This window comes from Escherichia sp. WS568 (genome assembly GCF_046486085.1).
Classification (GTDB): Bacteria; Pseudomonadota; Gammaproteobacteria; order Enterobacterales; family Enterobacteriaceae; genus Escherichia; species Escherichia coli.
Map to the genome: position 1 here is coordinate 62359 of NZ_JBJQMC010000007.1, position 24825 is coordinate 87183.

24 protein-coding genes are annotated in these 24825 nt (G+C 50.7%); 16 read left to right on the forward strand and 8 right to left on the reverse strand.

The window, feature by feature from the left end; translation table 11 throughout:
- The first annotated feature begins 77 nt into the window (after nucleotides 1–77).
- The 5 genes from hisJ (at nucleotide 78) to rpnB (ending at nucleotide 4229) form a co-directional block, all read left to right on the forward strand.
- Nucleotides 78–860, forward strand: coding sequence for a histidine ABC transporter substrate-binding protein HisJ (hisJ, locus tag ACJHWR_RS09920; RefSeq protein ID WP_000737621.1), 783 nt, complete (start codon nucleotides 78–80; stop codon nucleotides 858–860).
- 89 nt (nucleotides 861–949) lie between these two features.
- Complete coding sequence (gene hisQ, locus ACJHWR_RS09925) at nucleotides 950–1636, forward strand: histidine ABC transporter permease HisQ (RefSeq protein ID WP_000965518.1); 687 nt, start codon at nucleotides 950–952, stop codon at nucleotides 1634–1636.
- Nucleotides 1633–2349, forward strand: coding sequence for an ABC transporter permease (locus tag ACJHWR_RS09930; protein ID WP_000569958.1), 717 nt, complete (start codon nucleotides 1633–1635; stop codon nucleotides 2347–2349). Before hisQ ends, ACJHWR_RS09930 begins: the two co-directional genes overlap by 4 nt.
- Nucleotides 2350–2356: 7 nt before the next feature.
- Nucleotides 2357–3130: a histidine ABC transporter ATP-binding protein HisP gene (gene hisP, locus ACJHWR_RS09935; protein ID WP_001293612.1), complete on the forward strand. Its 774-nt coding sequence runs from the start codon at nucleotides 2357–2359 to the stop codon at nucleotides 3128–3130.
- A gap of 196 nt (nucleotides 3131–3326) precedes the next feature.
- A complete protein-coding gene (gene rpnB, locus ACJHWR_RS09940) occupies nucleotides 3327–4229 on the forward strand; it encodes a recombination-promoting nuclease RpnB (protein WP_000156126.1) in 903 nt (300 codons plus the stop codon).
- 47 nt (nucleotides 4230–4276) lie between these two features.
- Here rpnB and ACJHWR_RS09945 read toward each other — a convergent pair whose 3' ends face one another.
- The 3 genes from ACJHWR_RS09945 to yfcG are packed head-to-tail and all read right to left on the reverse strand — an operon-like array spanning nucleotide 4277 to nucleotide 6257.
- Nucleotides 4277–5170, reverse strand: coding sequence for a TIGR01777 family oxidoreductase (locus ACJHWR_RS09945; RefSeq protein ID WP_000706592.1), 894 nt, complete (start codon nucleotides 5168–5170; stop codon nucleotides 4277–4279).
- Nucleotides 5171–5190: 20 nt separating this feature from the next.
- Nucleotides 5191–5553 (reverse strand): dihydroneopterin triphosphate 2'-epimerase, encoded by a 363-nt coding sequence (folX, locus tag ACJHWR_RS09950; protein WP_000068457.1) that lies wholly within the window; start codon nucleotides 5551–5553, stop codon nucleotides 5191–5193.
- A gap of 56 nt (nucleotides 5554–5609) precedes the next feature.
- Nucleotides 5610–6257: a GSH-dependent disulfide bond oxidoreductase gene (yfcG, locus tag ACJHWR_RS09955; RefSeq protein WP_000566499.1), complete on the reverse strand. Its 648-nt coding sequence runs from the start codon at nucleotides 6255–6257 to the stop codon at nucleotides 5610–5612.
- Between the two features lie 136 nt (nucleotides 6258–6393).
- Between yfcG and yfcF the strand changes: the two genes are divergently transcribed.
- Genes yfcF through yfcD form a run of 3 tightly spaced genes read left to right on the forward strand, consistent with a single transcriptional unit; the run spans nucleotide 6394 to nucleotide 8245 of the window.
- Complete coding sequence (yfcF, locus tag ACJHWR_RS09960) at nucleotides 6394–7038, forward strand: glutathione transferase (protein ID WP_000042412.1); 645 nt, start codon at nucleotides 6394–6396, stop codon at nucleotides 7036–7038.
- Between the two features lie 55 nt (nucleotides 7039–7093).
- The gene (yfcE, locus tag ACJHWR_RS09965; protein ID WP_000772452.1) at nucleotides 7094–7645 is read left to right on the forward strand and encodes a phosphodiesterase; all 552 of its coding nucleotides are present in this window, start codon (nucleotides 7094–7096) and stop codon (nucleotides 7643–7645) included.
- 57 nt (nucleotides 7646–7702) lie between these two features.
- Complete coding sequence (gene yfcD / locus ACJHWR_RS09970) at nucleotides 7703–8245, forward strand: NUDIX hydrolase YfcD (RefSeq protein ID WP_000437935.1); 543 nt, start codon at nucleotides 7703–7705, stop codon at nucleotides 8243–8245.
- Nucleotides 8246–8277: 32 nt separating this feature from the next.
- Here the strand turns inward: yfcD and yfcC are convergent, their stop codons facing one another.
- The 3 genes from yfcC to ackA all read right to left on the reverse strand — a co-directional run bounded on the left by yfcC (nucleotide 8278) and on the right by ackA (nucleotide 13409).
- Nucleotides 8278–9798 carry a putative basic amino acid antiporter YfcC gene (gene yfcC / locus ACJHWR_RS09975; RefSeq protein WP_001274493.1) on the reverse strand — a complete coding sequence of 507 codons (1521 nt, stop codon included), beginning with the start codon at nucleotides 9796–9798 and terminating at the stop codon, nucleotides 8278–8280.
- Nucleotides 9799–9987: 189 nt separating this feature from the next.
- Entirely contained in the window at nucleotides 9988–12132 is a 2145-nt protein-coding gene (pta, locus tag ACJHWR_RS09980) for a phosphate acetyltransferase (protein WP_000086733.1), read from the reverse strand.
- A 74-nt stretch (nucleotides 12133–12206) separates the two neighbouring features.
- The gene (ackA, locus tag ACJHWR_RS09985) at nucleotides 12207–13409 is read right to left on the reverse strand and encodes an acetate kinase (RefSeq protein WP_000095707.1); all 1203 of its coding nucleotides are present in this window, start codon (nucleotides 13407–13409) and stop codon (nucleotides 12207–12209) included.
- 337 nt (nucleotides 13410–13746) lie between these two features.
- On the opposite strand from ackA, the gene yfbV reads away from it, so the two are divergent.
- The 4 genes from yfbV to ACJHWR_RS10005 all read left to right on the forward strand — a co-directional run bounded on the left by yfbV (nucleotide 13747) and on the right by ACJHWR_RS10005 (nucleotide 17359).
- Nucleotides 13747–14202 (forward strand): terminus macrodomain insulation protein YfbV, encoded by a 456-nt coding sequence (gene yfbV / locus ACJHWR_RS09990; protein ID WP_000106627.1) that lies wholly within the window; start codon nucleotides 13747–13749, stop codon nucleotides 14200–14202.
- 82 nt (nucleotides 14203–14284) lie between these two features.
- The gene (locus ACJHWR_RS09995) at nucleotides 14285–14779 is read left to right on the forward strand and encodes a YfbU family protein (protein WP_000426124.1); all 495 of its coding nucleotides are present in this window, start codon (nucleotides 14285–14287) and stop codon (nucleotides 14777–14779) included.
- Between the two features lie 10 nt (nucleotides 14780–14789).
- Nucleotides 14790–15440 carry a hexitol phosphatase HxpA gene (gene hxpA / locus ACJHWR_RS10000; protein ID WP_001203403.1) on the forward strand — a complete coding sequence of 217 codons (651 nt, stop codon included), beginning with the start codon at nucleotides 14790–14792 and terminating at the stop codon, nucleotides 15438–15440.
- A gap of 86 nt (nucleotides 15441–15526) precedes the next feature.
- On the forward strand, nucleotides 15527–17359 hold the full coding sequence (locus ACJHWR_RS10005) for an SLC13 family permease (protein ID WP_001012889.1): 1833 nt from the start codon (nucleotides 15527–15529) through the stop codon (nucleotides 17357–17359).
- Between the two features lie 58 nt (nucleotides 17360–17417).
- On the opposite strand, the gene yfbR is transcribed toward ACJHWR_RS10005, so the two are convergent.
- Nucleotides 17418–18017: a 5'-deoxynucleotidase gene (gene yfbR / locus ACJHWR_RS10010; RefSeq protein ID WP_000813860.1), complete on the reverse strand. Its 600-nt coding sequence runs from the start codon at nucleotides 18015–18017 to the stop codon at nucleotides 17418–17420.
- 83 nt (nucleotides 18018–18100) lie between these two features.
- Complete coding sequence (gene alaA, locus ACJHWR_RS10015) at nucleotides 18101–19318, reverse strand: alanine transaminase AlaA (protein ID WP_000074527.1); 1218 nt, start codon at nucleotides 19316–19318, stop codon at nucleotides 18101–18103.
- A gap of 919 nt (nucleotides 19319–20237) precedes the next feature.
- On the opposite strand from alaA, the gene lrhA reads away from it, so the two are divergent.
- The 4 genes from lrhA to nuoC all read left to right on the forward strand — a co-directional run bounded on the left by lrhA (nucleotide 20238) and on the right by nuoC (nucleotide 24823).
- Nucleotides 20238–21176, forward strand: coding sequence for a transcriptional regulator LrhA (lrhA, locus tag ACJHWR_RS10020; RefSeq protein WP_000622290.1), 939 nt, complete (start codon nucleotides 20238–20240; stop codon nucleotides 21174–21176).
- Between the two features lie 629 nt (nucleotides 21177–21805).
- Nucleotides 21806–22249 carry an NADH-quinone oxidoreductase subunit NuoA gene (gene nuoA / locus ACJHWR_RS10025; protein WP_000062997.1) on the forward strand — a complete coding sequence of 148 codons (444 nt, stop codon included), beginning with the start codon at nucleotides 21806–21808 and terminating at the stop codon, nucleotides 22247–22249.
- 15 nt (nucleotides 22250–22264) lie between these two features.
- Nucleotides 22265–22927, forward strand: coding sequence for an NADH-quinone oxidoreductase subunit NuoB (nuoB, locus tag ACJHWR_RS10030; protein WP_000386733.1), 663 nt, complete (start codon nucleotides 22265–22267; stop codon nucleotides 22925–22927).
- Nucleotides 22928–23020: 93 nt separating this feature from the next.
- Complete coding sequence (nuoC, locus tag ACJHWR_RS10035) at nucleotides 23021–24823, forward strand: NADH-quinone oxidoreductase subunit C/D (protein ID WP_000247878.1); 1803 nt, start codon at nucleotides 23021–23023, stop codon at nucleotides 24821–24823.
- Nucleotides 24824–24825: the final 2 nt, after the last annotated feature.

A 24825-nucleotide genomic window follows, 5' to 3' on the forward strand; every position in this document is an offset into this window, starting at 1 on the left:
ATGGTCAATTTTATGGCACGATAAGTGTAACAAACCTGTAAATATTCCCTATAAAAAGACAGTCAGTTGAGGACATTATGAAAAAACTGGTGCTATCGCTCTCTCTGGTTCTGGCCTTCTCCAGCGCAACTGCGGCGTTTGCTGCGATTCCGCAAAACATCCGCATCGGTACCGATCCGACCTATGCGCCATTTGAATCAAAAAATTCACAAGGTGAACTGGTTGGCTTCGATATCGATCTGGCGAAGGAGTTGTGCAAACGCATCAATACGCAATGTACGTTTGTCGAAAACCCACTGGATGCGTTAATCCCGTCCTTAAAAGCGAAGAAGATTGACGCCATCATGTCATCGCTTTCCATTACGGAAAAACGTCAGCAAGAAATAGCCTTCACCGACAAACTGTACGCTGCCGATTCTCGTCTGGTGGTGGCGAAAAATTCCGACATTCAGCCGACAGTCGAATCGCTGAAAGGCAAACGGGTAGGCGTATTGCAGGGCACCACCCAGGAGACGTTCGGTAACGAACACTGGGCACCAAAAGGCATTGAAATCGTCTCGTATCAGGGGCAGGACAACATTTATTCTGACCTGACTGCCGGACGTATTGATGCCGCGTTCCAGGATGAGGTCGCTGCCAGCGAAGGTTTCCTCAAGCAGCCAGTCGGCAAAGATTACAAATTCGGTGGCCCGTCTGTTAAAGATGAAAAACTGTTTGGCGTAGGGACAGGCATGGGCCTGCGTAAAGAAGATAACGAACTGCGCGAGGCACTGAACAAAGCCTTTGCCGAAATGCGCGCTGACGGTACTTACGAGAAATTAGCGAAAAAGTACTTCGATTTTGATGTTTATGGTGGTTAATCGCCATCGGTGAAAGAAAGTCCGCTCCCTTCGGGTAACCGGAGGGAGACAAGAGGCGGTAATTCACCACACACGACAGGACAGGCAGCATGTTGTATGGGTTTTCAGGTGTTATTTTACAGGGGGCGCTCGTCACGCTGGAGCTGGCTATCAGCTCTGTAGTGCTCGCTGTAATCATCGGTTTAATTGGCGCTGGCGGTAAGCTCTCGCAAAATCGGCTTTCGGGGCTGATTTTCGAAGGGTACACCACGCTGATTCGAGGCGTGCCGGACTTGGTGTTGATGCTGCTAATTTTCTACGGTTTGCAGATTGCACTAAACACGGTGACGGAGGCGATGGGCGTCGGGCAGATTGATATTGATCCGATGGTCGCAGGTATTATCACTCTCGGTTTTATCTACGGAGCTTACTTTACCGAAACGTTTCGTGGCGCGTTTATGGCAGTGCCGAAAGGACATATAGAGGCGGCGACGGCGTTCGGTTTTACTCGTGGGCAAGTGTTTCGGCGGATCATGTTTCCGGCGATGATGCGTTACGCCCTGCCAGGCATTGGCAACAACTGGCAGGTGATCCTCAAATCTACCGCACTGGTTTCGTTACTCGGCCTGGAAGATGTGGTCAAAGCCACGCAGCTGGCAGGCAAAAGTACCTGGGAACCGTTCTATTTCGCTATCGTCTGTGGCGTGATTTATCTTGTTTTCACCACCGTTTCCAATGGTGTGCTGCTGTTCCTTGAGCGCCGCTACTCCGTGGGTGTGAAGAGGGCTGACCTGTGATCGAAATCTTACATGAATACTGGAAACCACTGCTGTGGACTGACGGTTATCGCTTTACTGGCGTGGCGATCACCCTGTGGCTGCTGATTTTGTCGGTAGTGATAGGCGGAGTTCTGGCGCTGTTTCTGGCGATTGGTCGCGTCTCAAGTAATAAATACATCCAGTTTCCAATCTGGTTATTTACCTATATTTTTCGCGGTACGCCGCTGTATGTTCAGTTGCTGGTGTTCTATTCCGGCATGTACACGCTGGAGATTGTTAAGGGAACCGAGTTCCTTAACGCCTTTTTTCGCAGTGGCCTGAACTGTACCGTGCTGGCGCTGACGCTTAACACCTGTGCTTACACCACCGAGATTTTTGCCGGAGCGATCCGTTCAGTGCCGCATGGGGAAATCGAAGCCGCCAGAGCCTATGGCTTCTCGACCTTTAAAATGTATCGCTGCATTATTTTGCCTTCTGCGCTGCGTATTGCGTTACCGGCATACAGCAACGAAGTGATCCTGATGCTGCACTCTACTGCGCTGGCGTTTACGGCCACTGTGCCGGATCTGCTGAAAATAGCCCGCGATATTAACGCCGCCACGTATCAACCTTTTACCGCCTTCGGCATTGCCGCGGTGCTCTATTTAATCATCTCTTATGTCCTGATCAGCCTCTTTCGCAGAGCGGAAAAACGCTGGTTGCAGCATGTGAAACCTTCTTCAACGCACTGAGAATACGATGTCCGAGAATAAATTAAACGTTATCGATTTGCACAAACGCTACGGCGAACACGAAGTGCTGAAAGGGGTTTCACTGCAAGCGAATGCCGGAGATGTAATTAGCATCATCGGATCGTCGGGATCGGGGAAAAGTACCTTTCTGCGCTGCATTAACTTCCTCGAAAAACCGAGCGAAGGATCGATCGTGGTCAATGGCCAGACGATCAATCTGGTGCGCGACAAAGATGGTCAACTCAAAGTCGCCGATAAAAATCAGCTGCGCTTACTGCGCACACGCCTGACGATGGTATTCCAGCACTTCAATCTCTGGAGCCATATGACGGTGCTGGAAAACGTCATGGAAGCGCCGATTCAGGTGTTGGGCCTGAGCAAGCAGGAAGCGCGCGAGCGGGCGGTGAAGTATCTGGCGAAAGTCGGGATAGACGAACGTGCGCAGGGGAAATATCCGGTGCATCTTTCCGGCGGTCAGCAACAGCGTGTTTCCATCGCAAGGGCGCTGGCAATGGAACCGGAAGTTTTACTGTTTGATGAACCTACCTCGGCGCTCGATCCTGAACTGGTAGGCGAAGTGTTGCGTATTATGCAGCAACTGGCAGAAGAGGGGAAAACCATGGTGGTGGTGACCCACGAAATGGGCTTTGCTCGCCATGTTTCTACTCACGTCATTTTTCTCCATCAGGGGAAAATAGAGGAAGAAGGCGCGCCGGAGCAGTTATTTGGCAACCCGCAAAGCCCTCGTCTGCAACAGTTCCTTAAGGGATCGCTGAAATAATTCCCCCTCCGGTAGCTAACGCTGCCGGAGTATTTTCAAGGGAAATTTGCGAGTCCGCTTCCGCTGAAATGTAAAAGTTGCAGCCCGCTAAAAATACTTCTGAATTCGCTGTCCAAAGATAAAAACTGCCTGCTGCATTGGGTGTTAATCGTGGTTATTGTCGCGTCATCTTAAATTTGAGGGGTGACGGAACGCCATGACAATATCGACAACTTCCACGCCGCATGATGCGGTATTTAAATCTTTTTTACGCCATCCAGACACCGCCCGGGATTTTATTGATATTCATCTCCCCGCGCCGCTGCGCAAACTGTGTGATTTAACGACGCTTAAACTGGAACCAAACAGTTTTATTGATGAAGACCTGCGGCAATATTATTCCGACCTCTTGTGGTCTGTGAAAACGCAGGAGGGAGCGGGTTATATTTATGTGGTGATAGAGCACCAAAGTAAGCCGGAAGAATTAATGGCTTTTCGCATGATGCGCTATTCCATTGCGGCGATGCAAAACCATCTTGATGCAGGCTATAAAGAGCTTCCATTGGTGATCCCGATGCTGTTTTATCATGGTTGCAGAAGTCCTTATCCTTATTCACTCTGCTGGCTTGATGAATTTGCCGAGCCTGCTATAGCCCGCAAAATATATTCATCAGCTTTTCCGCTGGTGGATATTACCGTGGTGCCGGATGACGAGATTATGCAACATCGCAAAATGGCGCTGTTGGAGTTAATTCAGAAACATATTCGTCAGCGCGATCTGTTGGGATTAGTCGACCAAATTGTTTCGCTGCTAGTTACAGGAAACACTAATGACAGGCAGCTAAAAGCCCTGTTTAATTACGTATTACAAACGGGAGATGCCCAGCGTTTCCGTGCATTTATTGGTGAGATAGCGGAACGCGCACCACAAGAAAAGGAGAAACTGATGACTATTGCTGACAGATTACGTGAAGAAGGGCGGAATGATGGATTAATTCTGGGCAAACGCGAAGAAGCCCTGCGTATTGCTCAGGAGATGCTGGAGAGAGGTTTAGACAGAGAGTTAGTTATGATGGTGACCCGACTTTCACCAGACGATCTTATCGCGCAAAGCCACTAATCCTGTAACACCGGGAGTTAACTGGCGGATGTTTGCAGTAAACCACATCAGCGAACAACATCCGCCAGCGCCTCTTCTAAATCGTACCAGCGAAACGCAAATCCCGCTTCTTCCAGCCGTTTAGGCAGCGCGCGTTGTCCACCTAATACCAGTACTGAAGATTCGCCCATTAACAGCCGAATGGCGGTTGCGGGGACGCGCAAAATAGCCGGGCGATGCAGCGCATGACCGAGCGCATGGGCAAATTGTTCATTGCGTACCGGGTAGGGCGAAACCATATTAAATGGCCCGCGCAGCTCGTTATCCAGCAGCCAGAGAATGCCGTTGACCATATCATCAATATGAATCCAGGCCAGATACTGCCGACCGGAACCAATCGGCCCGCCCAGGCCAAGACGAAACGGCGGCAGCATTTTACCGAGAATACCGCCATCCGGTGCCAGCACTACGCCGGTACGCAGCAGGCACACTCGCGTTTTGTCACTTTGTGCCCGACAGGCAATTTCTTCCCAGCGGGCGCAGAGTTTATGGGTAAATTCGTTATGCGGCGGTTCCTCTTCGGTAACCACCACTTCACCTAAGTCGCCATAATAGCCCGTTGCCGAGCCGGAAATGAGTACCGACGGTGGCGTGTCGCTGGCATTAATCAAATCGACCAGTTTTTGCGTGATATTCCAGCGGCTTTGGCAGAGACGCTCTTTTTGCTCGTGAGTCCAGCGTTTATCAGCAATCGGCTCTCCGGCCAGGTTGATTACCGCATCAAAGCCGTTGAGGTTACTTTGATCGGCAAGCCCTTGCCATAGTGTCACCCGAGGGCCGAGAACGGAACTGGCTTTCTGCGGGTTACGCGTCACTACCGTGATTTGATGGCCCAGATCCAGCAAACGCGGAATCAAATGGCGACCAATTAATCCCGTCCCTCCGGTGATCACTATCTTCATGCAGCCTCCCGATATGGCGGTTAACGCTGCCAGCTTAAGGTCATGGATACCGAATCGGCGTAGCGCAGCGCGTGCAGTTTATCGATCTCCACTTCAGCATACGTCACCCAGTGATGTTCACGTGCGATATCGAGCACATCCTGAGTTAATTTTTCCAGCAAAGAGAAACGGTTATTCTCTACATGCTGAATAATGTTTTTCGTTACGGTGCGATAATTCAGCGCATCGTTGATATCTTCGCTAGTGCGCGCTTTATCGGCGGGGTAGTGGATCGTCACATTGATAACAATATCCTGACGGTTGTTAATTTCTTCTTCCTTAATTCCGATAAACGTACGTAAACGAAGGTTCTTTATACGAATAATAGCGGCAGGTTGTGCCATTGCAGGTTCTCCGTTGTTTTACTTAGGATGAAATAATACACGAGAACCTGTTTCTGTTAACTATCCGAACGCTCATCACCGAGTTGTGCTTTTAGCAGTGCCTGCCCGGTGGCAGGGCGCGAACGGATCCGCTCATGCCAGTTCTTGACTGCCGGATACATTGCGAGGTCAATTCGCTGGCGAGTCCAGGCATTAACCCACGGCCAGCAGGCAATATCCGCAATGCTGTAGTTCTCGCCACCCAGCCAGGGCGAGTTTTCCAGCCGCTTGTTCAGTACATGGTACAGACGCTGAGTTTCAACCTGATAACGTTCAATAGCGTAAGGAATGGTTTGGGGGGCTGCGTGATTAAAATGATGATTTTGCCCAAGCATCGGCCCCAGTCCGCCTACCTGCCAGAATAACCACTGTAATGTGGCGGCGCGTTCACGCGTTTCATGACTCAAAAAGAGCCCCGTTTTCTCAGCCAGATACAACAAAATGGCACCAGATTCAAAGAGGCTTAGCGGTTCGCCGCCATCGGCTGGAGAATGATCAACAATTGCCGGAATTTTGTTGTTAGGCGAAATGCGCAAAAATTCCGGGCGAAACTGACCGCCTTTCCCCAGGTCTACCTTTATCAAGCGATAATCCAGCCCTGCTTCTTCGAGAAACAGCGTAATTTTGTGACCATTTGGTGTCGGGGCGAAATAGAGATCGATCATTGCAGCTCCGGTTGTCTAATCATCTGAACACCACAAGTATAGAAAGCGCGGCGACTTACGTGAGTATTCGTCACGTGACAGTGACAAAAAGGCTCTATAGTTTGATAGCCAGCCCCCCTTTATTGCCGAGGACATAATGAGTAAACCCGCTATCACGCTTTGGTCAGATGCCCACTGTTTCTCCCCTTATGTGTTATCCGCCTGGGTGGCGTTGCAGGAAAAAGGCCTGTCGTTTCATATCAAGACCATCGACCTCGACAGCGGTGAACATTTGCAACCGACGTGGCAAGGTTACGGTCAGACACGCCGTGTGCCGTTATTACAAATCGATGATTTTGAGTTGAGTGAATCTTCTGCCATTGCGGAGTATCTGGAAGATCGATTTGCGCCACCGACCTGGGAACGTATTTATCCGCTTGATTTAGAAAATCGTGCGCGTGCACGACAGATTCAGGCCTGGTTGCGCAGCGATCTGATGCCCATCCGCGAAGAGCGTCCGACGGATGTTGTCTTTGCGGGGGCGAAAAAAGCGCCACTAACGGCCGAGGGAAAAGCCAGTGCAGAGAAACTGTTCGCGATGGCAAAACATTTGTTAGCACTGGGGCGGCCGAATTTATTTGGTGAATGGTGCATTGCTGATACTGATCTGGCGCTAATGATTAACCGCCTGGTACTACATGGCGATGAGGTGCCGGAACGCCTGGTGGATTATGCGACATTCCAGTGGCAGCGAGCGTCTGTCCAGCGTTTTATTGCTCTTTCGGCGAAGCAATCTGGCTGATAGCAACGAAAGAATCCAGTATCATAGCTTACGTTTTTTCGACGAGGAGTGAGTGATGAAACTGATGTTTGCATCGGACATTCATGGGTCGTTACCGGCGACGGAACGTGTTCTGGAGTTGTTTGCCCAAAGCGGTGCCCAGTGGCTGGTGATCCTTGGCGACGTGTTGAATCACGGCCCGCGTAATGCTTTACCGGAGGGTTACGCGCCAGCCAAAGTCGCTGAACGGCTTAATGAAGTGGCACATAAGGTTATCGCTGTGCGCGGCAACTGCGACAGCGAAGTGGATCAAATGCTGCTGCATTTCCCGATAACCGCGCCGTGGCAACAGGTATTACTGGAAAAACAACGTCTGTTTTTGACGCATGGTCATCTTTTTGGCCCGGAAAACCTACCTGCTTTAAACCAGAACGATGTGCTGGTGTACGGTCATACCCATCTGCCAGTGGCAGAACAGCGGGGGGAGATTTTCCACTTCAACCCCGGCTCGGTGAGTATTCCTAAAGGCGGTAATCCGGCGAGTTATGGCATGCTGGATAATGACGTACTTAGTGTAATCGCACTCAATGATCAAAGTATCATTGCGCAGGTCGCGATTAATCCGTAATTTACCCACAACTCAAAATGCGCCGTAAGAGCGCCAGAAAAAGAAGGTTTCCTGATAATGGAACAGCGTCGTTTGGCAAGTACTGAATGGGTGGATATTGTCAATGAAGAGAACGAAGTCATTGCACAAGCCAGCCGGGAACAAATGCGGGCACAGTGTCTGCGTCATCGTGCAACTTACATCGTCGTGCATGATGGCATGGGCAAAATTCTGGTCCAGCGTCGTACCGAGACAAAAGACTTTTTACCCGGCATGTTAGATGCGACCGCAGGCGGTGTGGTCCAGGCCGATGAGCAACTGCTGGAATCCGCGCGTCGCGAAGCGGAAGAAGAGTTGGGCATTGCCGGTGTCCCCTTTGCCGAGCACGGGCAGTTCTATTTCGAAGATAAAAATTGCCGTGTCTGGGGCGCGTTGTTCAGTTGCGTCTCTCACGGTCCCTTCGCCCTACAGGAAGATGAAGTCAGTGAAGTTTGCTGGCTGACGCCGGAAGAAATCACCGCACGCTGCGATGAGTTCACTCCAGACTCGCTGAAAGCGCTGGCGTTGTGGATGAAGCGCAATGCCAAAAATGAAGCCGTAGAAACTGAAACGGCAGAATGAAAAAAGAGCCGCAATTGCGGCTCTTAACATTTTTAGTGGTAGCCCATCAACTGAGCGCCGATCACCACGACGCTGGACATAATAAACAGCAGTCCAAGCAGTGTCGCGCCCACCTTCAGCCAGTTACGGAAGTCCACCCGGCAAACACCGAGCGTTGCCATTAACGAAGCTGAGGTCGGGTAAATGATGTGGCTGAAGCCATCACCAAACTGGAACGCCAGCACGGTAACCTGACGGTTAACACCGACCAGATCGCCAAGCGGTGCCAGTAACGGCATGGTTAACGCCGCCTGACCAGAACCGGACGTCACGAAGAAATTAAATACTGCCTGGAAGAGCAACATAAACCAGGCCGCGACCGCGTTATCCAGACCGCTAATGGCATTGGCAATGCTGTTGAGGATGGTATTTAACACGCTGGCATCACCCGCTTCACCATTACCGACCAGCAGCAAAATCCCTTTGGCGAAACCCACCAGCAGGGCAGGGGCGATCATCATTCGCGCCCCTTCGGTAAAGGATGAAGCCATGGTATTAACCGTCATGCCGTTAAGGCGGAAAACGACGCCGATGATGCCAATCACCAGACCCATGGTGAAGAACTGGCTGGCAATTTCTGGAATAAACCAGGCATTAACGATCACGCCCCAAATCACCCAGACCATTACGGCGGTCAGGACAATCAATACCAGCCAGTCACCAAAGGTAAACGGACGTTGTTCAACATCCGCCTGCTTTTCACGAAAGAAGCGGTCGGACTCATGCACGCGTGACAGAAGAGGATTCTTTTTCACTCGTGAGGCGTACACCATGGTAAAGATCAGGCCAATCAGAGTGGCGATAACCCATACCACGATGCGCAACCCGGAGCCAGAAAGCACCGGAACGCCGGCAATCCCCTGAGCAACGACCACACAAAACGGGTTCATCCACGAACTGGCAAAACCGATTTGCGTGGCAATATAAGTCACCAGGACGGTGGTAATACTGTCATAGCCCAGCCGGACCATTAGCGGTGCGATGATAATGGCAAAGGCGACGGCCTCTTCCCCCATACCAAATACCGCACCGCCAAGTGAAAACAGAATAAACAGCGCAGGAATAAAGAGAATTTCATTCCCGCGAGTATGGCGAATAAGCGCCAGGATACCGTTATCAATGGTTCCTGTACGCATCACAATGCCAAACGCGCCGCCAATCACCAGCATAAACATGATGATGCCAACGGCTGTCCCGTATTTCGATCCTGAGGTTAACCCTTCAAACGGGAAGTTCATCAGACCCGGGCGTTCATCGCCCGTCGTGAACAGTTGTACGCGGTGATACTCAGGTTCGCCTGCTTCGTTAGTCAGAATGCGGAATGAGTGTGGATCTACGACTTTGCGTGTTTTTGTTTGACCATCAACCTGATACTGCACTTCCTGACTGTCAAACATGCCCACCGGAACTACCCAGGTGGCAAGGCTGGTTAAAATGGCAACAAAAAAGATAATCACCAACGTATCGGGCATTGCCCATCTTCTTGTTGGTTTAGATTCAGTGATTGCGGACATAGCGCAAATATTCCCTTGCACAAAACAAAGTGGTAAGTATGCAAAGTGAGATGGCGCAATTCATTGATGCAGCGCAGTTAAGCAAGATAATCAGAAAGGATTAATGCAAATTAAGAGAATAAAAAACCGGAAATAGTGACTATTTCCGGTTCCGATATCCGCAGCGCAAAGCTGCGGATGATGACGAGATTACTGCTGCTGTGCAGACTGAATCGCAGTCAGCGCGATGGTGTAGACGATATCGTCAACCAGTGCGCCACGGGACAGATCGTTAACCGGCTTGCGCATACCCTGCAGCATCGGCCCGATGGAGATCAGATCGGCAGAACGCTGTACCGCTTTGTAGGTGGTGTTACCGGTGTTCAGATCCGGGAAGATGAACACGGTAGCGCGACCTGCAACCGGAGAGTTCGGCGCTTTGGATTTCGCAACGTCAGCCATTACCGCAGCGTCGTACTGCAGCGGACCGTCGATCATCAGGTCAGGACGTTTTTCCTGCGCCAGACGAGTTGCTTCGCGAACTTTTTCTACGTCGCTACCAGCACCAGAAGTACCGGTGGAGTAGGAGAGCATAGCAACGCGCGGTTCGATACCGAAGGCCGCAGCGGAATCAGCGGACTGAATCGCGATTTCTGCCAGCTGTTCTGCAGTCGGATCCGGGTTGATCGCACAGTCACCGTAAACGTAAACCTGTTCCGGCAACAGCATGAAGAACACGGAAGATACCAGGGAGCTGCCCGGTGCAGTTTTGATCAGCTGCAGCGGCGGACGGATGGTGTTTGCGGTGGTGTGAACAGCACCGGAAACCAGACCATCAACTTCATCTTGTTCCAGCATCAGCGTACCGAGAACCACGTTGTCTTCCAGCTGTTCGCGGGCAACGGTTTCGGTCATGCCTTTGTTCTTACGCAGTTCGACCAGACGACCAACATAGCTTTCGCGAACCACTTCTGGATCAACGATTTCAATGCCTGCACCCAGTTCTACACCCTGAGACGCTGCAACACGGTTGATCTCTGCCGGATTACCCAGCAGTACGCAAGTTGCGATACCACGTTCAGCACAGATAGCGGCTGCTTTAACGGTACGCGGTTCGTCACCTTCCGGCAGAACGATACGTTTGCCCGCTTTGCGCGCAAGTTCAGTCAGCTGATAACGGAACGCTGGCGGAGACAGACGGCGGCTGCGCTCAGAAGTGGCAGTCAGAGAATCGATCCAGTCAGCGTTGATGTAGTTAGCAACGTATTCCTGAACTTTCTCGATACGCTCGTGATCGTCAACCGGAACTTCCAGGTTGAAGCTCTGCAGGCTCAGAGAAGTCTGCCAGGTGTTGGTGTTCACCATAAATACCGGCAGGCCGGTAGCGAAAGCACGTTCGCACAGTTTAGAAATGCGCGCGTCCATTTCGTAGCCGCCAGTCAGCAGCAGGGCACCGATTTCTACGCCGTTCATGGCAGCCAGGCACGCGGCAACCAGCACGTCAGGACGGTCTGCGGAAGTCACCAGCAGAGAACCAGCACGGAAGTGCTCCAGCATGTGTGGAATGCTGCGTGCGCAGAAAGTGACGGATTTAACGCGGCGAGTATTGATGTCACCTTCGTTGATGATGGTCGCATTCAGGTGGCGAGCCATATCGATCGCACGAGTCGCGATCAGGTCAAAGCTCCACGGCACAGCGCCGAGAACCGGCAGCGGGCTGGATTCTTGCAGCTTCGCCGGATCAACGTTGTTCACTTTTGCTTTGGTGGAGTCGTCAAAAATCTCGGACAGATCCGGACGGGTACGACCCTGCTCATCAACCGGAGCGTTCAGTTTGTTAACGATAACGCCGGTAATATTGGTGTTTTTTGCACCGCCGAAGCTGTTGCGAGTCAGTTCGATACGCTCTTTCAACTGTTCCGGAGTATCAGTGCCCTGAGACATAACGAAGACGATTTCCGCATTCAGCGTTTTAGCGATTTCGTAGTTCAGAGACTGGGCAAACTGGTGTTTACGTGTCGGGACCAGACCTTCAACCAGAACGACTTCAGCGTCTTTGGTGTTAGCGTGGTAGTTCGCGACGATCTCTTCCATCAGCACATCTTTCTGATTGCTGGAAAGCAGACCTTCAACGTAGCTCATTTTCAGCGGTTCAGCGGCCGTCGTGGTGGAAGAGTTCGCACGCACGATAGTCGTAGTCTGATCGGGCGCATCGCCACCGGTACGCGGCTGAGCGATAGGTTTGAAAACGCTCAGACGAACGCCTTTGCGTTCCATTGCACGGATCACGCCAAGGCTGACGCTGGTCAGACCGACGCTGGTTCCGGTAGGGATCAGCATAATAATACGGGACACGGTTTATCCTCTTTCGTTACCGCCGATTTGGCGGGTTACAAAACAGCACCGCCAGCTTAGCTGGCGGTGTGAAATCAGGCAGTCAGGCGGCTCGCGTCTTGCGCGATAACCAGTTCTTCGTTGGTTGGGATAACCACCGCAGGACGGGTACCTTCTTTGTTGATGAAACCAGATTTGCCGAAACGTGCAGCCAGGTTGCGTTCATGATCAACTTCAAAGCCCAGCACGCCCAGTTTGCCCAGAGACAGTTCACGAACCATCGCGGCATTTTCACCGATACCACCGGTGAATACAACAGCGTCCAGACGACCATCCATCAGCGCAGTGTAGGCACCGATGTATTTCGCCAGGCGGTGGCAGTAAACGTCCATTGCGCGCTTCGCGTCTTCTTTCGTCGCGTAGTTGTCTTCAACATAGCGGCAGTCGCTGGTCACTTCGGTCAGACCCAGCAGGCCAGACTCTTTGGTCAGCAGTTTGTTGATTGCGTCAACGCTCATGCCCAGGGTGTCGTGCAGGTGGAAGATGATCGCCGGATCGATATCACCAGAACGGGTACCCATGACCAGACCTTCCAGCGGGGTCAGGCCCATAGAGGTGTCAACGCATTTACCGTTGCGGATAGCAGAAACGGAACCACCGTTGCCCAGGTGGCAGGTGATGATGTTCAGTTCTTCTACCGGTTTGTTCAGCATTTTTGCCGCTTCCTGGGTTACATAGAAGTGGCTGGTGCCGTGCGCGCCGTAACGACGGATGCCGTGCTCTTTGTACAGGTTGTACGGCAGGGCGTAGAGGTAAGACTCTTCCGGCATAGTCTGGTGGAACGCGGTGTCAAATACAGCAACGTTTTTGTCTTTCAGCTGTGGGAAAGATTTCAGAGCTTCTTCGATACCGATCAGGTGAGCCGGGTTGTGCAGCGGTGCAAAAGAAGCTGCATCTTTGATACCCTGAATAACAGACTCATCGATCACTACGGAGCTGGTATACTTTTCGCCGCCGTGTACGATACGGTGACCGATAGCAGTCAGCTGCGCAGACAGTTCTGGTTTTTGTGCCAGAATAGTATTAACGATAAAGTTGAGCGCTTCGCTGTGAGCGGCGCCTGCACCTAAAGCCGCTTCCTGTTTATTGCCGTCCATTTTCCATTTGATACGTGCTTCGGGCAGGTGGAAACATTCGGCTAAACCAGAAAGGTACTCTTCACCATTTACTGCATCGATGATGGCAAATTTCAGTGAAGAACTACCGCAGTTCAGAACCAGTACTAACTTACTCGACATGGAAGTACCTATAATTGATACGTGGCTAAAAAAACGTCAGGGAGCCATAGAGCGTAGCGCATGATGACACCGACATTTATGATTAACATCATGCACTGCAAATTTTTTTTGCATGATGGAAGAAATATCTTGAGTCTATGCCATTTTGCGTAATTTTCAGCCAATGGCATAATGTATATGAATTTGACGACTCAATGAATATGTACTACTTAGGCCTTCAGGCTGCTAAAGGATACCTGATAGTGGGTATGGAAGACAAAATGTTTTGAACGTTGTCCCGCTGAGTTGTGAATTTGCACAAATTTTTGAATCTTTATATGTGAAGTTGAGGTGAAGCATGTCAACGCCGGATAATCGTTCTGTTAATTTTTTTAGCTTGTTTCGCCGGGGACAGCATTACTCAAAGACGTGGCCGCTGGAAAAACGCCTTGCCCCAGTCTTTGTCGAAAATCGCGTTATCAAGATGACGCGTTATGCGATCCGTTTTATGCCGCCGATCGCCGTATTTACTCTCTGCTGGCAGATTGCCCTGGGCGGTCAGCTTGGGCCGGCAGTTGCCACTGCGCTGTTCGCCTTAAGTTTACCCATGCAGGGATTGTGGTGGCTGGGCAAGCGTTCTGTAACGCCATTACCCCCTGCTATCCTCAACTGGTTTTATGAAGTTCGCGGTAAATTGCAGGAGTCTGGACAGGTGTTGGCACCCGTTGAAGGCAAGCCTGATTACCAGGCATTAGCTGACACGCTTAAGCGCGCCTTCAAACAACTGGATAAAACTTTCCTTGATGATTTGTAATTGACCCCTGATTACGCATATAAAAGAAGGCATACTCAGCCTTCTTTTTTTTCACCGTAGTAGAGTGATACAGGAGTCAACAATGGAAATGACCAACGCGCAACGTCTTATTTTGTCTAACCAGTACAAGATGATGACTATGCTCGATCCGGCAAATGCTGAACGTTACCGTCGCCTGCAAACAATCATTGAGCGTGGTTATGGATTACAGATGCGTGAACTGGATCGCGAGTTTGGCGAGCTGAAAGAAGAAACCTGCCGCACTATCATCGACATTATGGAGATGTATCATGCGTTGCATGTTTCCTGGTCTAATTTGCAGGACCAGCAATCCATCGATGAACGTCGTGTCACCTTCCTCGGCTTTGACGCCGCCACTGAAGCACGTTACCTCGGTTATGTCCGCTTTATGGTTAATGTGGAAGGGCGCTATACCCATTTTGACGCCGGAACTCACGGTTTTAACGCCCAGACGCCAATGTGGGAAAAATATCAGCGCATGCTTAATGTGTGGCATGCCTGCCCGCGTCAGTACCATTTGAGCGCCAACGAAATTAATCAAATTATCAACGCCTGAGGAGGCCCGCGTGCGGTGCAAAGGTTTTCTGTTTGATCTTGATGGAACGCTGGTGGATTCCCTGCCTGCGGTAGAGCGGGCGTGGAGCAACTGGGCCAGACGTCATGGGTTAGCGCCGGAAGAGGTGCTGGCTTTCATTCACGGTAAACAGGCGATCACCTCTCTGCGCCATTTTATGGCGGGCAAATCCGAGGCTGATATTGCCGCCGAGTTTACGCGTCTGGAGCAAATCGAGGCCACGGAAACCGAGGGTATTACCGCGCTTCCGGGGGCAATCGCCTTACTCAATCATTTGAATAAAGCAGGTATTCCGTGGGCCATTGTGACTTCTGGCTCCATGCCGGTAGCGCGAGCGCGCCATAAAGTAGCTGGGCTTCCCGCACCAGAGGTGTTTGTAACCGCTGAGCGAGTGAAGCGCGGAAAACCAGAACCTGATGCGTATCTGTTAGGCGCGCAGCTGCTGGGGCTTGCGCCGCAGGAGTGTGTGGTGGTGGAAGATGCTCCCGCTGGCGTGCTTTCTGGCCTGGCGGCGGGGTGTCATGTCATTGCGGTTAACGCTCCGGCAGATACCCCGCGCCTGAATGAGGTCGATTTAGTCCTCCACAGTCTGGAGCAAATTACTGTGACCAAACAGCCAAATGGCGATGTTATTATTCAGTGAAACACCTGATCATGATTTAGCCCCGTCTCGTCGGGGCTTTTTTATGGCAGAATCAAGTCATCCCCCTCAATTAACAAGGATAAGTTGTGAACGGTGAATTGATTTGGGTTCTTTCATTACTGGCCGTTGCCATCGTCTTGTTTGCGACGGGCAGAGTGCGTATGGATGCGGTCGCTTTGTTTGTTATTGTCGCGTTTGCATTAAGCGGAACGCTGACGGTCCCCGAAGTATTTTCCGGCTTTTCCGATCCTAACGTTGTCCTGATTGCCGCCTTGTTCATTATTGGCGATGGTTTGGTCCGTACCGGTGTTGCCACTGTAATGGGGACATGGCTGGTCAAAGTGGCGGGCAACAGTGAAATCAAAATGTTGGTTTTGTTGATGCTGACCGTCGCGGGGCTTGGCGCGTTTATGAGTTCAACCGGCGTTGTCGCTATCTTTATTCCCGTGGTGTTAAGCGTTGCCATGCGTATGCAAACTTCGCCGTCGCGCCTGATGATGCCGTTGAGTTTTGCCGGGCTGATTAGCGGCATGATGACGCTGGTGGCGACGCCGCCGAACCTGGTAGTCAACAGTGAATTGCTGCGTGAAGGCTATCACGGCTTCAGTTTCTTTAGCGTAACACCTATTGGCCTGGTCGTGCTGGTGCTGGGTATTTTGTATATGTTAGTGATGCGTTTCATGCTGAAAGGGGATACCCAGACCCCGCAGCGCGAAGGCTGGACGCGTCGAACCTTTCGCGATCTTATCCGTGAATATCGACTGACCGGGCGTGCGCGTCGTCTGGCTATTCGCCCCGGTTCGCCAATGATTGGTCAACGGCTGGACGATCTCAAATTACGTGAGCGTTATGGCGCTAACGTCATCGGTGTTGAACGCTGGCGGCGTTTTCGTCGCGTTATCGTGAACGTTAATGGGGTTTCTGAATTTCGCGCGCGTGACGTTTTGCTTATTGATATGTCTGCGGCTGATGTCGATCTCCGGCAATTTTGTAGTGAGCAATTGCTGGAGCCGATGGTACTGCGCGGCGAGTATTTTTCTGACCAGGCCCTTGATGTGGGCATGGCAGAGATTTCATTAATTCCTGAGTCTGAACTTATTGGTAAATCGGTGCGCGAAATTGGTTTTCGTACCCGCTACGGACTGAATGTGGTGGGGCTAAAGCGCAATGGCGAGGCGATGGAAGGTTCGCTGGCGGATGAGCCTCTGCTGCTGGGCGATATCATCCTGGTTGTGGGTAACTGGAAACTGATCGGTATGCTGGCAAAACAGGGGCGTGACTTTGTGGCGCTGAACTTACCAGAAGAAGTGAGTGAAGCATCGCCAGCACACAGTCAGGCACCTCATGCCATTTTTTGCCTGGTGTTGATGGTGGCGTTAATGCTGACCGATGAAATTCCTAATCCTGTTGCCGCTATCATCGCCTGCCTGCTGATGGGGAAATTCCGCTGTATAGATGCTGAAAGCGCCTATAAATCCATTCACTGGCCGAGCATTATTTTGATCGTTGGGATGATGCCATTTGCTGTGGCATTACAGAAAACGGGAGGTGTCGCGCTGGCGGTGAAAGGGCTGATGGACATTGGCGGCGGTTATGGGCCACATATGATGCTGGGGTGTTTGTTTGTCTTGTCGGCGGTTATTGGGCTATTTATTTCTAATACCGCGACGGCGGTGTTGATGGCTCCGATTGCGCTGGCTGCTGCCAAAACGATGGGTGTGTCGCCTTATCCATTTGCGATGGTCGTGGCGATGGCAGCATCCGCCGCCTTTATGACACCGGTTTCTTCACCGGTTAACACACTGGTTTTAGGCCCGGGAAATTACAGCTTCAGTGACTTTGTGAAGTTGGGGGTACCGTTCACCATTATCGTGATGGCGGTTTGTGTGGTGATGATCCCGATGCTGTTTCCGTTTTGACAAGAGGCTGATGTCGCATCCGGCGCTTATTGCCCGATGCGACGCAGACTCCGGCTGCTTACAGCGGTGAATCCTGGCTAATCTCATCGAGCGAAAGATGGAAGCTGGGAACAAAGACTTCCATGAAGTAGTCCATCTCCTGGCTGCGGCGCGCTTCAAGCGTCGCTTCCAGTCGCGTTTTTGCCAGCAAGAATTCATTATTTCCCGCCGCGAGTTCTTCCAGACATTTCAGATATGCACAGAGTGCATCTGCCTGTTTCACCAGCGATTTTTCTTCATCGCTATATGCATGCTCGTCAATTAACGGCGCAAAGATATCCCGCAGCTCTTCCGGAACCATATCGACCAGTTTTTGCTGAGCGATTTTTTCAATCGCCTTGTACTCCTGAGCGATTTGCGAATTGAAGTATTTCACCGGGGTAGGGAGATCGCCGGTAAGCACTTCTGAGGCATCGTGGTACATCGCCAGTAAAGCGATACGTTCGGCGTTGACATTACCGCCAAATTTCCGATTTTTGATAGCAGCCAGCGCATGGGCGACCATCGCTACCTGCAAACTGTGTTCGGACACATTTTCCGTCCGCACGTTGCGCATTAGCGGCCAGCGGTTAATGAGTTTCAGGCGGGAGAGATGGGCAAAAAAATGGCTCTGTTTCATAGTGACCTTACGTATGATGACATCATCAGGTCATTGTGGCGGGATAACACTGCCGGATGCAATCTCCGGCAGTGAAATTAAGATTACAGCTGATGATAACCAGAAAGGAAACGCGCGAACTTACTCAAAGACAGCTCGATATCATCGACACGCGGTAGCGTGACAATGCGGAAGTGATCCGGCCACGGCCAGTTGAATGCCGTCCCTTGCACCAACAGAACTTTTTCCTGCAACAGGAAATCCAGCACCATTTTCTGATCGTCGTGAATATTAAAGCGTTTGGCGTCGATTTTCGGGAACATGTACAGCGCACCACGAGGTTTCACGCAGGAAACGCCCGGAATATCATTGATCAATTCCCATGCGCGGTTACGCTGCTCATAAAGACGACCGCCAGGGGTAATAAATTCACTGATGCTCTGATAACCGCCCAGCGCGGTCTGAATGGCGTGTTGCGCAGGAACGTTAGCACACAGGCGCATTGAAGCCAGCATTTCCAGACCTTCGATGTAACCTTTGGCGTGTTTTTTCGGCCCGTTCAACACCATCCACCCCTGACGGAAGCCAGCAACGCGGTACGTTTTCGACAGTCCGTTAAAGGTAATGGTCAGCAGATCAGGTGCCAGCGGCGCAATTGAGTGATGCTCAGCGTCGTCGTAGAGAATTTTGTCATAAATTTCATCGGCGAAGATAATGAGATTATGCTGACGTGCAATCTCCACTATCTCCATTAAAAGCTCTTTGGAATATACCGCGCCGGTTGGGTTATTTGGGTTGATAATAACGATCCCACGCGTACGAGGCGTAATTTTAGCGCGAATATCATCAAGGTCCGGGAACCAGTCAGAGGATTCATCGCAAAGATAATGCACCGCTTTACCGCTGGAGAGCGAAACCGCCGCGGTCCATAGTGGGTAATCAGGTGCAGGAACCAACATTTCGTCCCCGCTGTTCAGCAATGCCTGCATTGCCTGAACGATAAGCTCCGATACACCATTGCCGATGTAAATATCTTCCACGGTAACATCACGCATGCCACGAGCCTGGTAGTGCTGCATGATGGCTTTACGTGCGGAGTAAAGCCCTTTGGAATCGCAATACCCTTGAGCGGTAGGCAGGTTGCGAATCACGTCAACGAGGATTTCATCTGGCGCGTCAAAACCGAACGGGGCAGGATTGCCGATGTTCAGTTTCAGTACCTTGTTACCTTCTTCTTCCAGGCGTTTTGCTTCTTTCAGCACCGGACCACGGATGTCGTAACAGACATTCTCTAATTTGCTGGATTTTTCAATGGGGGACATGAATCTTGACCTTTTTTGCTGTTATCGCCACTCCCTGCCGTGGAAGTCAGCTTAGAACAATGTACTCCCCCAGGACGGCGTTTTGAAGGTCTGCAGAATAAGATTTTGCCAGAGTGGAAGGCTTGATTGTGCTGTTAATAACTTAATAATGGCAAAATAATGAGGTGTATATGCTTAATAATTAATGTTATGTAGTGAATTGTTCTGATTCTTAATTGTGAGTGTGGTTTTTTTATCTGTAAGATAATTGTTTGAAAATGCCTCGTTTAAGAATTCACTAATGAATCGTGATGATGATATTTCCGCATTACGGAGAGTTTAACAGCGTGATGATTTCCGAGGTGTCGTAATGGGTGCAAGGTGTGAAACTATTGTTAAGCGGGATTAATGAATGAGGATGATGCTAATTAATTATTATTTAATATTCAAAAAGGTTTTGTTGTGCTTATTAATAATAGAAGATTACTTTGCCTAACATAACATAACTTTGCATCAGATAATTCGCAATGACCCTTATAAATAAAAGGTTTTTGGGGTAAAATGCTCGCATAAATGACGGATCCCTGCTCTTGATGCCGCCTCACCATTGCTGTTTGTACGTGTTCGCGTATGACCAGCGATGCTGCACGAGAGTGGAACAAGGACTCACATTTACATTTATACAAACACGCGCATGTCATAAATACAAAAGAGTGAGTAACTTAATAGATATGCGATTCCTGAAGATATATTCTGTGATCTACTTCAGGCATTATAACGGAACAATGTGAGTCGCTTTTTTAGTGCAACTCATATGCATTTTTACTTTCGTCCGGGTTCCGGATGAAACTGCCAGGGAGGCACATTACAAATGGAATTGCTTGTTTGTGTGTGCACAGCATTAACCAGCTCAGTATGAGCCGCCAGTAAGTGATAATATATGATAAGTGCAAATCGTCCGATAATTAACCTCGACCTCGATCTGCTGAGAACATTTGTTGCTGTTGCCGATCTGAACACTTTTGCTGCCGCAGCTGCCGCTGTGTGTCGTACTCAGTCCGCCGTAAGTCAGCAAATGCAGCGTCTGGAACAACTCGTTGGGAAAGAGCTGTTCGCTCGTCACGGTCGCAACAAACTGTTAACTGAACATGGCATTCAACTTCTTGGTTACGCCAGAAAAATTCTGCGTTTTAATGATGAGGCCTGCTCATCATTAATGTTCAGTAATCTTCAGGGCGTGTTAACTATCGGTGCTTCAGATGAATCTGCCGATACGATCTTACCTTTCCTGTTAAATCGCGTGAGTTCGGTTTATCCGAAACTAGCGCTGGATGTCCGCGTTAAACGTAATGCCTATATGGCAGAAATGCTGGAATCCCAGGAAGTGGATTTGATGGTAACCACCCATCGTCCTTCAACGTTTAAGGCATTGAACCTGCGTACCTCGCCAACACACTGGTACTGCGCAGCGGAATACGTATTGCAAAAAGGCGAGCCGATCCCTCTTGTATTGCTGGATGATCCTAGCCCGTTTCGCGATATGGTGCTGGCGACGCTTAATAAAGCAGATATTCCCTGGCGACTGGCTTATGTCGCCTCGACGCTTCCGGCAGTTCGTGCGGCAGTAAAAGCCGGTCTTGGCGTGACGGCAAGGCCGGTCGAGATGATGAGTCCGGACCTGCGTGTGCTGAGTGGAGTAGATGGCTTACCGCCGCTACCCGATACCGAATATTTGCTGTGCTATGACCCGTCCAGTAATAATGAGCTGGCCCAGGTGATCTATCAGGCGATGGAGAGCTACCATAATCCGTGGCAATACAGCCCAATGTCTGCTCCGGAAGGCGATGACTCATTGTTGATTGAAAGGGATATCGAGTAATCGACGGACCATAGATAATTTCTGAGACAATAGTGTAAAAACGAGCCGCTGGGGGTGTTTTAAACCCCAGCGGCTTTTTTTTAGTAAAAAGCCTTCCTCGTATCGTGCAGAACGTACAAAACTGTTCGTTTTTCAATCACCAGAGATTCACGTCCCGAACGCACAAATAATCGCCTGAAAAAAATCACCTGCTACAATGATGTTAAAAAATACGTAAATTTGTTGCTGCGTTTTTGTTATGGAATGACAAAAGCGTGTCACAGATCAAGAAAATACTCTCTTTTGGGGGGAGGAATCGACACAAATTCCTGTCAAAATAGACCCGTATTTTTTCCATTGCTTCACAACGGACACGATTCAACAACATCTAATTATCCTGGAGTCGTCAAGGATCTGGGGTGAAAGGGCATTAAATGCTAATGGTGTTGATATTATGTAAACTAATGTGAAGAAACTTTTGTTAAAGTTGACAAAAGGTTATAGAAAGGAGTAAAAGACCACATCAATTAGCTGTATAAAAGAATTTCTACAGTGATTGTAAGGTTTTTTTTATTCCTCCCCATGAATCGATGTGGCGTCCATCTGCCGTGAAGAGCAGTGAATCTGGCGCTACTTTTGATGAGTAAGCAATGAGTATGTCAACATCCACTGAAGTCATCGCTCATCACTGGGCATTCGCTATCTTTCTTATCGTTGCCATTGGCCTGTGTTGCCTGATGCTGGTAGGCGGTTGGTTTTTAGGCGGTCGCGCACGCGCAAGGTCGAAAAACGTTCCGTTTGAATCCGGTATCGACTCGGTCGGCTCCGCCCGCTTACGCCTGTCCGCCAAGTTTTATCTGGTGGCCATGTTCTTCGTTATCTTCGACGTTGAAGCGCTGTATCTGTTCGCATGGTCAACCTCTATCCGCGAAAGCGGCTGGGTAGGCTTTGTGGAAGCTGCAATTTTTATTTTTGTGTTACTGGCAGGTCTGGTTTATCTGGTGCGTATTGGCGCGCTGGACTGGACGCCCGCGCGTTCACGCCGCGAGCGTATGAACCCGGAAACGAACAGTATCGCTAATCGTCAACGCTAACCGCGAGGCATTAAGATGGATTATACGCTCACCCGCATAGATCCCAACGGTGAGAACGACCGTTACCCCCTGCAAAAGCAGGAGATCGTAACCGACCCTCTGGAGCAAGAAGTTAACAAAAACGTGTTTATGGGCAAGCTCAATGACATGGTTAACTGGGGTCGTAAAAACTCAATTTGGCCGTATAACTTCGGTCTTTCCTGCTGTTACGTTGAGATGGTGACTTCGTTTACCGCGGTGCATGACGTGGCGCGTTTTGGCGCAGAAGTATTGCGTGCTTCGCCGCGTCAGGCTGACCTGATGGTGGTGGCAGGAACCTGCTTTACCAAAATGGCACCGGTTATTCAGCGTCTGTATGACCAGATGCTGGAACCCAAATGGGTTATCTCAATGGGTGCCTGTGCCAACTCTGGCGGTATGTACGATATTTATTCCGTTGTGCAGGGCGTTGATAAATTCATCCCGGTTGATGTGTATATCCCGGGCTGCCCGCCGCGTCCTGAAGCGTACATGCAGGCACTGATGCTGTTGCAGGAATCTATCGGCAAAGAACGTCGTCCGCTCTCCTGGGTGGTTGGCGATCAGGGCGTTTATCGCGCCAATATGCAATCAGAGCGCGAACGCAAGCGCGGTGAACGCATTGCCGTAACCAACCTGCGTACACCTGACGAGATTTAATTTGCGCCTGTCGGCAAAGGGATTTTTCTTCGCTTATTCCTAAATCTATTTCGCGAAGCTTACTGCGCCGACAGTCACCACGGACCATTTGCAATGGTGAACAATATGACCGACTTAACCGCGCAAGAACCCGCCTGGCAGACCCGCGATCATCTTGATGATCCGGTGATTGGCGAACTGCGCAACCGTTTTGGGCCGGATGCCTTTACTGTTCAGGCGACTCGCACCGGGGTTCCCGTTGTGTGGATCAAGCGTGAACAATTACTGGAAGTTGGCGATTTCTTAAAGAAACTGCCGAAACCTTACGTCATGCTGTTTGACTTACACGGCATGGACGAACGTCTGCGCACACACCGCGAAGGGTTACCTGCCGCGGATTTTTCCGTTTTCTACCATCTGATTTCTATCGATCGTAACCGCGACATCATGCTGAAGGTGGCGCTGGCAGAAAACGACCTGCACGTACCGACCTTCACCAAACTGTTCCCGAACGCTAACTGGTATGAGCGTGAGACCTGGGATCTGTTTGGCATTACTTTCGACGGTCATCCTAATTTGCGCCGCATCATGATGCCGCAAACCTGGAAAGGTCATCCGCTGCGTAAAGATTACCCGGCACGCGCTACCGAATTCTCGCCGTTTGAGCTGACCAAAGCCAAACAGGATCTGGAAATGGAAGCCCTGACCTTCAAACCGGAAGAGTGGGGGATGAAGCGCGGCACCGAAAACGAGGACTTCATGTTCCTCAACCTCGGTCCGAACCACCCGTCTGCGCACGGTGCTTTCCGTATCGTTTTGCAGCTCGATGGCGAAGAGATTGTCGACTGCGTACCAGACATCGGCTACCACCACCGTGGTGCGGAGAAAATGGGCGAACGCCAGTCCTGGCATAGCTACATTCCGTATACCGACCGTATCGAATACCTCGGCGGCTGCGTTAACGAAATGCCTTACGTGCTGGCGGTAGAGAAACTGGCCGGGATCACCGTGCCGGATCGCGTTAACGTCATTCGCGTAATGCTTTCTGAGCTGTTCCGCATCAACAGCCATCTGCTGTATATCTCCACCTTTATTCAGGACGTCGGCGCGATGACGCCAGTGTTCTTCGCCTTTACCGATCGTCAGAAAATTTACGATCTGGTGGAAGCAATCACGGGTTTTCGTATGCACCCGGCGTGGTTCCGTATTGGCGGCGTAGCGCACGACCTGCCGCGCGGCTGGGATCGCCTGCTGCGTGAGTTCCTCGACTGGATGCCGAAACGTCTGGCGTCTTACGAGAAAGCGGCGCTGCAAAATACCATTCTGAAAGGTCGTTCCCAGGGCGTTGCCGCCTATGGCGCGAAAGAGGCACTGGAGTGGGGCACCACTGGCGCGGGCCTGCGTGCTACCGGGATCGACTTCGACGTGCGTAAGGCGCGTCCGTATTCTGGCTATGAAAACTTCGACTTTGAAATCCCGGTGGGTGGTGGTGTTTCTGACTGCTACACCCGCGTAATGCTGAAAGTGGAAGAGCTGCGCCAGAGTCTGCGCATTCTTGAGCAGTGCCTCAACAACATGCCGGAAGGCCCGTTCAAAGCGGATCACCCGCTGACCACGCCGCCGCCGAAAGAGCGCACGTTGCAACATATCGAAACCCTGATCACCCACTTCCTGCAAGTGTCGTGGGGTCCGGTGATGCCAGCCAATGAATCTTTCCAGATGATTGAGGCGACCAAGGGGATCAACAGTTACTACCTGACCAGCGACGGTAGCACCATGAGTTATCGCACCCGTATCCGTACGCCGAGTTATGCGCATTTGCAGCAAATTCCGGCGGCGATCCGCGGCAGCCTGGTGTCTGACCTGATTGTTTATCTGGGCAGTATCGATTTTGTTATGTCAGATGTGGACCGCTAATT